This window comes from Aquimarina besae (genome assembly GCF_042434905.1).
Classification (GTDB): domain Bacteria; phylum Bacteroidota; class Bacteroidia; order Flavobacteriales; family Flavobacteriaceae; genus Aquimarina.
In genome coordinates this window covers 2,726,699-2,737,970 of record NZ_CP170199.1, presented here as the reverse complement: position 1 = coordinate 2,737,970, position 11,272 = coordinate 2,726,699, and the positions used below count along the sequence as shown (strand labels likewise).

The window sequence follows — 11,272 nt, the reverse complement described above, 5'->3', positions numbered from 1 at the left end:
CCTTATTTACAACTTTTTGTTACCTCACATAATTATAGAAGAAGAGTTTTATCATCTGTCATTATAGGGTAAACCAGATACCAAATGCTTAAGGCAAGAAATATTAAATTATTCCTAACAAATCCTTGCCCTGAGTTTAAATACCTATATTTATCCGTCAATTGAAGGATTTATTTATGAGTACAAACTATAAGGTAAAAGTAAATACCGATTTTGAATTTACTATATCAGACAATGATAGTTCAGAAACGGATATTATAAAAACTTCTGATTCACAATTTCATATATTACAAAACAATACATCTTTTCACTCAGAGATTATTACATCAGATTTCATCAGTAAAAAATACACGGTAAAAGTAAATGCCAATACCTATGAGGTTGATATATCTAATCCTTTGGATATGATGATTTCAGAAATGGGTTTTTCTATCGGTGCATCAAAACAAGTGAATTCTATTAAATCTCCGATGCCCGGACTTATCATAGATATTCAGATAGAAATAGGTCAGACAGTAAAAGAGGATGATTATCTTCTGGTTTTAGAAGCGATGAAAATGGAAAACATTATCACATCTCCTAGAGAAGGAGTCATTAAATCCATTGAAGTGGCTAAAGGGGATGCTGTGGATAAAGGAAAATTACTGATTGAATTTGAATAAACCCCACCACAAAGTATTGTAAAAGACATATCATAAGTTCCAGAATATTATGAAAAAAATATTAGTAGCAAATAGAGGAGAAATTGCCATTAGAGTGATGCAAACTGCTCGTAAGATGGGAATCAAAACTGTAGCGATTTACTCTACCGTTGATAGAAATGCCCCACATGTAAAATTTGCCGATGAAGCTGTTTGTGTTGGTGAAGCTCCTTCTAGCAAGTCCTATCTATTAGGTTCCAAAATAATTGAGATCGCTAAAAATTTAAATGTAGATGGCATACATCCTGGATATGGTTTCTTAAGTGAAAATGCAGACTTTGCCGAAGAAGTAGAAAAGAACGATCTCATCTTTATTGGTCCTAAATCTAAAGCAATTAAAATCATGGGAAGTAAACTAGCAGCCAAAGATGCTGTAAAAGCTTATGATATTCCTATGGTTCCTGGTATCGACAAGGCTATTACCGACGTTGTTAAAGCGAAAACAATTGCTACAGAAATTGGTTTCCCGATTTTGATCAAAGCTTCTGCCGGTGGTGGGGGAAAAGGAATGCGTATAGTAGAGAAAGAAAGTGATCTGGAATCACAGATGCAGCGTGCTATTAGTGAAGCTATTTCGGCTTTTGGTGACGGATCTGTATTTATTGAAAAATATGTGGCATCTCCCAGACATATCGAGATTCAGGTAATGGCAGATACTCACGGTAATGTGATTCACCTTTTTGAAAGAGAATGTAGCGTCCAAAGAAGACATCAGAAAGTAGTAGAAGAAGCTCCTTCTGCAGTGTTAACACCTGCTCTGCGTTCTGCTATGGGAGAAGCAGCCGTTAAAGTAGCAAAAGCTTGTGATTATGTAGGTGCCGGAACAGTAGAATTTTTATTAGATGAAAACCATAATTTCTACTTCCTGGAAATGAATACACGTCTGCAAGTAGAACATCCTGTGACTGAATTGATTACTGGAACTGACTTAGTGGAGCTTCAGATCAAAGTGGCCAGAGGTGAAGAACTTCCGGTAAAACAAGAAGATCTCACGATCCAGGGACACGCGTTAGAGCTGAGAGTTTATGCAGAAGATCCATTAAATGATTTCTTACCCAGTGTTGGGCATTTGGACACGTACAGAGTTCCATCTGGAGAAGGTATTCGAGTAGATAATGGTTTTGAAGAAGGTATGGATATACCCATTTATTATGACCCGATGCTCTCCAAATTAATTACCTATGGCGATACACGCGAAGAAGCTATTCAGTTAATGATCAAAGCTATTGATGATTACATCGTTAAAGGAGTACAAACCACCCTCCCTTTTGGGAAATTTGTGTGTCAGCACGAAGCATTTACTTCGGGCAATTTTGATACGCATTTTGTCAAAAAATATTATACTCCTGAAGTTTTAAAATCAGAAATGGAAACAGAGGCTAAAATAGCAGCATTAGTTGCATTAAAACAATATAAAGAAGACCAAACAATAGTAAGATTACCAAGTCACTAACATATGAATTCAAAAATAAAAGCTTTACAAGAAAAAATTGATCAAGCGCATTTAGGTGGTGGTGAACAGCGCATTGAGAAACAACATCAAAAGAAAAAACTAACAGCAAGAGAACGTATAGCCTATTTTCTAGATGAAGGATCTTTTGAAGAAATAGGAATTCTGGTTACCCATAGAACCAACGACTTCGGAATGGAAAAAGAGATGTATTATGGAGATGGCGTGGTAACTGGGTATGGAACAGTAAATGGAAGGTTAGTATATATTTTTGCACAGGATTTCACGGTGTTTGGTGGTGCGTTATCAGAAACGCACGCAGAGAAAATTTGCAAAGTAATGGATCTTGCTGTCAATGTTGGTGCTCCTATTATTGGATTAAACGATTCTGGTGGTGCCAGAATTCAGGAAGGAGTACGATCTTTAGGTGGTTATGCCGATATATTTCATAGAAACGTGCAAGCATCTGGTGTAATTCCACAGATTTCTGCAATTATGGGACCTTGTGCCGGCGGAGCGGTATATTCCCCGGCTATGACTGATTTTACGATTATGGTCGAAGATACTAGTTATATGTTCGTTACCGGACCTAATGTTGTAAAAACGGTAACTAATGAAGAGGTTACTTCTGAAGAATTAGGAGGTGCCAGTACACATTCTACAAAATCCGGAGTTGCGCATATCACTTCGCCAAATGACGTACAATGTTTGGAAGATGTCAAAACATTGTTGAGTTATCTACCTCAAAATAACCAGGAAACGCCTAAAATGATCTCTTATCCATTAACTGATGAAAAAAGGGATATTCTTTCGGAAATTATTCCTGATAATCCTAACAAACCGTATGATATGCACGAAGTGATTGAAGGGATCATTGATGAAGATTCATTCTACGAAATTCATAAAAACTATGCAGAGAATATCATTGTAGGTTTCGCAAGATTAGGAGGAAGAAGTGTTGGTATTGTGGCCAATCAACCTATGTTTTTAGCGGGTGTTTTGGATGTAAATAGTTCTAAAAAAGCAGCTCGTTTTACACGTTTTTGTGATTGTTTTAATATCCCATTATTAGTATTGGTAGATGTTCCTGGATTTTTACCTGGTACTGATCAGGAATGGAATGGTATTATAGTTCACGGTGCTAAATTATTATACGCCCTAAGCGAAGCAACGGTGCCAAAAGTTACGGTCATTACTCGTAAAGCGTATGGTGGCGCTTATGATGTAATGAACTCCAAACATATTGGAGCAGACCTCAACTTTGCATGGCCAACGGCAGAAATTGCTGTAATGGGAGCGAAAGGTGCTAGTGAAATCATCTTCAGAAAAGAAATCAAAGCAGCAGAAGATCCTGCCGCCAAACTAGCCGAAAAAGAAGCCGAATATGCAGATAAATTTGCCAATCCATACCGAGCAGCGCAACGAGGTTTTATTGATGAAGTAATCTTACCTAAGGACACCCGAAGAAAACTGATCAAGGGATTTAGCATGCTAGAAGGTAAAAAGATTGATCGCCCAAAACGAAAACACGGTAATATTCCATTGTAAGTTTGGTTGATAGAGATTCGGAACATTTTTCTATTTTTACAATTCAAAAGAATAGATTCCATTCCCCATGAATAAAAGACAACTTACCAAATTTGCAATTTATGCAATCGCAGTGTTATGTGCGGCCTTAATTAATCAATTCATTATTAGTTATGTAAAAAAGCATGTGAATGTAGAAGGCTATTTATTAGTCCTCATAGATATGCTTATTGTTATTCTAATCTTTGCTCCTGCTTTTGCATTGGTTTCTAAATACACTAAAAAACTTTCTAAAGTCTATTTAAAAACCTCCAAAAAAGTCTCTAGCAGTAAAAATGGAAATCTATTGGGTTTTATTGTAGCCATCATAATATTGTTCATACTTTTTGCCTATATCAGACATAATATCAATGTAATTCAGGATTTACAAAAAATGATTCCTTAATAACTATTACACAAATAACTATTACACATCACATATCATAATACCTTCTTTTAATGCTTCCAAACTATCCGCATAGGTTGGAATAAATTCCTGAGCTACATACCCGTTAAAACCATTTGCTACAATCGCTTTCATGATAGCAGGATAATTTAACTCTTGTGTATGATTGATCTCATTTCTTCCGGGGACCCCGCCGGTATGATAATGAGCTATATACTTATGATATTTATTAATTGTAGCAATAATATCTCCTTCCATAATTTGCATGTGATAAATATCATATAGTAATTTGAAGTTGGTAGCACCAATTTTATCAACAAGACTTACACCCCAAGGAGTGCGATCGCACTGATAATCTTTATGATCAACTTTACTATTTAGCAATTCCATTATGAGAATAACATTATTTTTTTCGGCGTGCTTTATCAAAGGATCTAATCCTTTTGCACAATTTTCTAAGCCGATTTCATCAGAAATCCCATTGCGATTACCAGAAAAAACAATCACCTGATTGATTCCTGAGTGTGATGCCTGAGTGATAAGATTTTGATATTTTTTCTGTAGTTCTAAATGATTTTTTGGGTCATTAAAACCGTTAGTAATATTAGCGAATGTATCCGTAGCTAAAGAACAAGTTAATCCTGATTTGCTAACAGTTTCCCATTCATTAGGATTCAATAAATCTATAGCTTTCAAACCAATATCTTTGGCCTTTTCTGCAAATTCTTTCAACGGTATCTTTTGATAACACCACCGACAAACAGAATGATTAATATTTCCGTTCAAACCGATCGGAAATCCTTCTGTAATATCTTTGGACAATGTTTGCCCTATTATAGTACCACCCAGACCTAAAGATCCTAAACCTAAGGATAGATTTCTAATAGCTTTCCTTCGATTAACTTTTGACATTATTTTCGATTTATTTTTTAATAATACACCAATTTAATTAATGATTTGTTAATTGTATTGTTAAAAAGCAAACAAACTTCTTATATTAGAAGCTGGATATAAATATAACAATTGCCTAAGCTATTCGTTGTGACAATGTCATAGCTACAATTTTTTTCTTCCTGAACAAGAAGAAAACAGACAAACAAAACTACTATCAGAATCTCATATAAAGCTAATCATAGCTTACGGAGAGTTGCATTAAAATACGATTGTGATGAGATATTCCTAGTTGAGAATATGCTCGTAAAAATTTAATTAAAGATTGTCTGAAAACATCAAAAGTATGGAACAAGAACCTCAATATGACGCAATTGTCGTAGGAACAGGAATTAGTGGTGGCTGGGCTGCTAAAGAACTTTGTGAAAAAGGGCTAAAGACATTGGTTTTGGAACGAGGACGAATGGTAACCCACATTGATGATTATACAACCGCCAATGATGATCCTTGGGATTATGAGTTAAAAGGTGAACCATCAAGAGAGGAAATAGCAGAGCAACCTAAACAACATCGTACGGGCTATGTAACAGATAAAGCACATCGCCATTTCTTTGTAAATGATTTGAAACATCCTTATAATGAAACCAAACGTTTTGATTGGATCAGAGGATATCACGTGGGTGGTAGGTCCTTGATGTGGGGAAGACAAAGCTATAGATTATGTGATTTTGACTTTGAAGCTAATAAAAAGGAAGGCATAGCAGTAGATTGGCCGGTACGATATAAAGACATTGCTCCGTGGTATGATAAAGTAGAAGAATTTATTGGAGTTAGTGGAGAAAAACTTGGTTTAGAACAATTACCAGATGGACAGTTTCTGCCTCCTATGGAATTAAACTGTGTAGAAGATCATTTAAAAAAGAATATCGCTCAGAATTACAAAGATCGTCTTCTTACCATAGGAAGAACCGCACATATTACAGGAACCAAAACTTTTGAAGGTAGAATGAACTGTCAATATCGCAATCGTTGTATGCGAGGTTGTCCTTTTGGAGCCTATTTTAGTAGTAACTCTTCTACACTTCCTGCGGCAGAGAGAACGGGTAATATGACATTGAGACCCAACTCCATAGTACATCAGGTTTTATATGATGATACTACCGGAAAAGCAACCGGTGTAGAAGTCATTGATACGTTAACTAAAGAAAAAACACAATTCACGGCAAAAGTTATATTTCTATGTGCATCAGCAATCGCATCTGCAAGTATACTTATGCAATCTAAATCAGAACGTTTTCCTAATGGAATGGGTAATGATTCTGGAGAATTAGGGCATAATATCATGGACCATCATTTTAAGGCTGGTGCCTTCGGAAAATACGATGGATTTAATGATCAATATTATAAAGGTCGTCGCCCGAATGGAATTTATATCCCTCGCTTTAGAAATATAGGAGGCGATACGGATCAAAAGAACTTTAAACGAGGATATGGCTATCAGGGTGGTGCCAGTCGCTCTAATTGGGAAGAAACAATTGCAGAGCTCGGCTATGGTGCAGAACTTAAAGAAAAAATATTGGAACCAGGTGGATGGCGAGTAGGTCTAATGGGATTCGGTGAATGCCTGCCCTATCACGAGAACAAAATGACTTTGGATTATGATAAACTGGATGAATGGGGATTGCCTACCGTTACATTCGATGCAGAATTTAAAGAAAATGAATTAGAAATGCGTAAAGATATGATCCAACAGGCTATGGATATGCTTACTAAAGCAGGTTTTACAGATGTGCAGCCCTGGGATAGTATTGGTGCCCCCGGTTTAGGGATTCATGAAATGGGGACTGCCAGAATGGGTAGAGACCCTAAAACATCTGTTCTTAACGGAAATAACCAAATCCATGCAGTGCCTAATGTATATGTTACCGATGGAGCTTTTATGACCTCTGCAAGTTGTGTAAATCCATCATTAACCTATATGGCTTTTACCGCTAGAGCAGCTGATCACGCCGCAAAACAATTACAAAAGAACGCTTAATCTCATAATTATGAACAGAAGAGAAGCATTAAAAAACATTGGATTGTCAGCAGGTTATATCGCTGCAACCCCAACCATATTGAGCCTTTTACAGAGTTGCCAAAAAGAATACGTATTAGACTGGACACCAGAACTTTTATCCATAGACGAAGGAAAAGCTTTAGAACAAATTGTAGATTTGATCCTTCCTGAAACAGACATACCAGGTGCAAAATCACTTAATGTTCCAATGTTTATTGACAAATTTATTAATAACGCCATAGAAGAAGTTGAAGAAGCACAAATGTTTAAATATGGTGCTGGTGTCATAATGAAAGAACTGGGAGTAAACGAAGAAAAAAGTATCGATGATGTTACTGTTGAAGAATATGATGCGCTATTAGCCAACTATTTAAAACTTTCTAAAGAAAAACAAAAAGAACACTGGGAAGCAATATCGAAAGTAAAAACTCCCGAAGATTTAGCCAATGTTCCACGAGAAGCTATATCTTTTAGCTATCTTTCTTCTGTTAGAAGTTTATCCATTTTTGGATTTAAGACTTCAAAAGATATTGCAGAAAATGTGCTTAATTATTTACCTGTTCCAGGGGAATACGTGGGCTGCGATTCTGTTCAAAATCTAACCGGAGGAAAAGGCTGGGCTTTATAAAAACAACAACCTAACTAAACTTAACATTATGCACAAAACCATCTTTAAAGGACTATTATGTATATTAATGATTAGTTCTTGCAAGAATAAAACAACTGAAAACACCACTTCAGTAGAAAAAGAAGAAGAAAAAATTATAGAAAAATCAACAACATCCGAGCCTTTCTTTGAATTATCGCTGGCACAATGGTCACTGCATAGAGAAATACAATCCGGCAAATTAGATCCAATGGATTTTGCTAAGAAAGCAAAAGAGTTAGGATTTACAGGTATCGAATATGTTAGTCAGTTGTACACAGTCAGCTACAAAGATGCCAAAGATCCAAAAGCAGCATTACAACAACTTCTCGATTCCTTAAAATCAAAAAGTGAAAAACATAACGTACAGAATCTGTTAATTATGGTAGATGGTGAAGGAGATTTAGCAGTTCTCGATGAAAAAGAAAGAAATCAAACCGTAGAGAATCATAAAAAATGGGTGGACGCAGCCCAATTTCTGGGATGCCATTCGATCCGTGTCAACCTTTTTGGAACCAACGATCCCGAAAAATGGGTAGAAGTAGCTACCGATGGACTCACTAAACTATCTGACTATGCCGCAACCAAAGGAGTGAACGTGATTGTAGAAAATCATGGGTACTTATCATCTGATGCTTCTTTACTTGTGAAAGTAATGCAAAAAGTAAACAAACCTAATTGCGGAACCCTTCCTGATTTTGGTAATTTTTGTTTAGAACGTGAAGGAGGCGAACGTTGGGGCGCTAAGTGCGTTAAGGAGTATCCGAAATATAAGGGAATTGAAGAAATGATGCCATTTGCAAAAGGAGTAAGTGCAAAATCTTATGATTTTGATGCCAATGGAAATGAAACTACGATAGACTATAAAAAAATGCTAGAAATCGTCAAAGCATCTGGATATCAAGGCTATATCGGAGTAGAATACGAAGGAGAGCGAATGAGTGAAATTGAAGGTATTATAGCAACCAGAGACTTGTTAATCGACCTCGGTAAACAATTAAACTAACCAACTATTTATTATGAAGAAATTCATTCAGTTTCAGTTATCTCTAATGATGTTCTTAGAATTTTTTATTTGGGGTGGCTGGTTTGTAACTATGGGGATTTATTTGCCAAACACCTTGAATACTGATGGTGGAGAAATAGCCATGGCATACTCTACTCAATCCTGGGGTGCTATTATCGCTCCGTTTATCATTGGACTCATTGCAGATAGATTTTTTAATGCAGAACGTATATTGGGAATACTACATCTTATAGGAGCTTTGTTAATGTATCAAATGGCGAATGCTTCAGACTTTTCGGTATTCTATCCGTATGTATTAGGCTATATGATTGTCTATATGCCTACATTAGCTTTAGTGAATTCTGTATCATTTAATCAAATGACGGATCCTGCTAAACAATTTTCTTTTGTTAGAGTTTTTGGCACCATCGGATGGATTGTTGCGGGACTTGTCATTAGTTATGTTTTCCATTGGGATTCTACAGATGGAGTAGCATCAGGATTGTTGAAAAATACCTTTTTAATGACAGCTATTGCTTCAGGAATACTGGGTGTATTTAGTTTCACACTACCTAAAACACCACCCAAAGTTAGTAAAGATCAAAAAGTGACTATTTCAGATATTATTGGACTTGATGCTATTAAACTTTTAAAAGACAGGAATTTCTTAATGTTCTTTTTGGCTTCTGTATTAATATGTATCCCTCTAGCCTTTTATTATCAACATGCCGGACAGTTTTTAGGTGAAATTGGTGTAGCGAATCCTGCAGCAAAAATGACTATTGGTCAAATATCTGAAGTACTGTTTATGTTGCTCCTACCCTTTTTCTTTAAGAAATTTGGTTTCAAAAAAACATTAGTAGTGGGAATGTTAGCCTGGGCGGTTAGATATTTGTTATTTGCTTATGGAAACTCTGGGGAGCTCGCTTTTATGCTCCTAGTTGGAATCGCATTACATGGTATTTGTTATGATTTCTTTTTTGTGTCCGGACAGATTTATACAGATTCTAAGGCAGGAGAAAAATTTAAAAGTGCTGCGCAAGGTTTGATTACACTTGCCACTTATGGGTTAGGAATGCTTATTGGGTTTTATGTTGCCGGAAAAATTACAGATGCTAATCTAGTAGCAGAAGGACAACACGATTGGAATAATATATGGATATTCCCAGCTATTTTTGCGGCTGCAGTGATGATATTGTTTGCAATCTTCTTCAAGAATGAAAAAATAGAATATAAAGAGTGAAGTAAAGAATACCAAGTTTTCAGTATGCAGTTTAAATATGATTAAACAAAAAAACAGTACACTTTTAATAAATAAAGATTTCAAAAATAAAAGGTTGATTACTTAAAGATAATTTTGATTAAAATAAAATTTTAAAAATGTCCAGACTTAAAATGGGAATGGTTGGTGGTGGTATAGGATCTTTTATAGGAGATGTCCATCGAAAAGCTGCCAGTATAGACGGTATGATCGATTTGGTTAGTGGAGCGTTTTCATCGAGCAAAGAAAAGAGTCTTGCTTCTGCAAAAGAACTTGGCATACCAGACGATAGAGCCTACGGAAGTTTTGAAGAAATGATCAAGAAAGAAGCTAAGCTTCCCGAAGAAAAACGAATGGATTTTGTAGCTATTGTCACTCCAAATCATATGCACTTCCCTCCTGCAAAAATGGCGTTGGAACACGGTTTTCATGTGATTTGTGATAAGCCTTTATCATTGACCTTGGATGAAGCCATCGAATTGGAAAAAATAGTTTCATCTTCAGGAAAAGTATTTGCTTTAACACATAATTATACAGGATACCCAATGGTAAAACAGGCTAAAGCAATGATAGCCAAAGGAGATTTAGGAACTATCCGTAAAATTAATGTGCATTATCTACAAGGATGGCTTTCTACAGCAGTGGAAAAAACCGGTCAAAAACAAGCAGCTTGGAGAGTGGATCCAAAACGTTCGGGAATTGGAGGCGCATTGGGTGATATAGGTACTCACGCTGAGAATCTAATTGAATATATAACAGGAACCCAAATTGAAGCTATTGCAGCAGATCTTAGCGCTTATGGCGAAGGGAGAAGTTTGGATGATGATGGAAATATTTTATTACGTTTCGAAAATGGAGCCAAAGGAATTATGTCATTCTCACAAATAGCAACCGGAGAAGAAAACAACCTTGGAGTAAAAATCTATGGTACAAAAGGTAGTGTAGAATGGTATCAGGAAAACCCTAACCAACTTATTACGAAATGGTTAGACAAACCAAAGCAAATATACACTCCCGGTGGTAACAGCACCTATCCGGAATCCTCCGCCTATGTTAGAATTCCAGCAGGACATCCCGAAGGATATTTAGAAGGTTTTGCCAATATTTATAGAAGCTTCGCTAAAGAATTGCTGGGTGTAAAAAACGGAAAAGATATTTCAACTAATCCCAATTTTCCGACAGTAATCGATGGTGTGAGGGGAATGAAATTTATATATGCTGCAGTAGAGAGCAGTAAAAACAATGCAAGTTGGATCAAAATATAAAAGTGATGAGTATTGGAGAGG

10 protein-coding genes are annotated in these 11,272 nt (G+C 36.2%); 9 read left to right on the top strand and 1 reads right to left on the bottom strand.

What is annotated here, in order from left to right:
- Positions 1-176: 176 nt before the first annotated feature.
- The 4 genes from ACE94K_RS11925 to ACE94K_RS11910 all read left to right on the top strand — a co-directional run bounded on the left by ACE94K_RS11925 (position 177) and on the right by ACE94K_RS11910 (position 4,123).
- Positions 177-662, top strand: coding sequence for an acetyl-CoA carboxylase biotin carboxyl carrier protein subunit (locus ACE94K_RS11925; protein WP_378172340.1), 486 nt, complete (start codon positions 177-179; stop codon positions 660-662).
- 49 nt (positions 663-711) lie between these two features.
- Complete coding sequence (gene accC / locus ACE94K_RS11920; protein ID WP_378172337.1) at positions 712-2,154, top strand: acetyl-CoA carboxylase biotin carboxylase subunit; 1,443 nt, start codon at positions 712-714, stop codon at positions 2,152-2,154.
- Between the two features lie 3 nt (positions 2,155-2,157).
- Positions 2,158-3,699 carry an acyl-CoA carboxylase subunit beta gene (locus tag ACE94K_RS11915; protein ID WP_378172334.1) on the top strand — a complete coding sequence of 514 codons (1,542 nt, stop codon included), beginning with the start codon at positions 2,158-2,160 and terminating at the stop codon, positions 3,697-3,699.
- Positions 3,700-3,766: 67 nt separating this feature from the next.
- Complete coding sequence (locus ACE94K_RS11910; protein ID WP_378172332.1) at positions 3,767-4,123, top strand: hypothetical protein; 357 nt, start codon at positions 3,767-3,769, stop codon at positions 4,121-4,123.
- Positions 4,124-4,144: 21 nt separating this feature from the next.
- Here the strand turns inward: ACE94K_RS11910 and ACE94K_RS11905 are convergent, their stop codons facing one another.
- Positions 4,145-5,035, bottom strand: a complete 891-nt coding sequence (locus ACE94K_RS11905) for a hydroxypyruvate isomerase family protein (protein WP_378172329.1) — start codon at positions 5,033-5,035, stop codon at positions 4,145-4,147.
- Positions 5,036-5,360: 325 nt separating this feature from the next.
- Between ACE94K_RS11905 and ACE94K_RS11900 the strand changes: the two genes are divergently transcribed.
- From ACE94K_RS11900 to ACE94K_RS11880, 5 genes are all read left to right on the top strand, one after another.
- On the top strand, positions 5,361-7,052 hold the full coding sequence (locus tag ACE94K_RS11900; protein ID WP_378172326.1) for a GMC oxidoreductase: 1,692 nt from the start codon (positions 5,361-5,363) through the stop codon (positions 7,050-7,052).
- A 10-nt stretch (positions 7,053-7,062) separates the two neighbouring features.
- Entirely contained in the window at positions 7,063-7,701 is a 639-nt protein-coding gene (locus tag ACE94K_RS11895; RefSeq protein ID WP_378172323.1) for a gluconate 2-dehydrogenase subunit 3 family protein, read from the top strand.
- A gap of 28 nt (positions 7,702-7,729) precedes the next feature.
- Entirely contained in the window at positions 7,730-8,725 is a 996-nt protein-coding gene (locus ACE94K_RS11890; RefSeq protein WP_378172321.1) for a sugar phosphate isomerase/epimerase family protein, read from the top strand.
- A gap of 13 nt (positions 8,726-8,738) precedes the next feature.
- Positions 8,739-9,968: an MFS transporter gene (locus ACE94K_RS11885; protein WP_378172318.1), complete on the top strand. Its 1,230-nt coding sequence runs from the start codon at positions 8,739-8,741 to the stop codon at positions 9,966-9,968.
- Between the two features lie 137 nt (positions 9,969-10,105).
- Positions 10,106-11,251, top strand: a complete 1,146-nt coding sequence (locus ACE94K_RS11880; protein ID WP_378172315.1) for a Gfo/Idh/MocA family protein — start codon at positions 10,106-10,108, stop codon at positions 11,249-11,251.
- Positions 11,252-11,272: the final 21 nt, after the last annotated feature.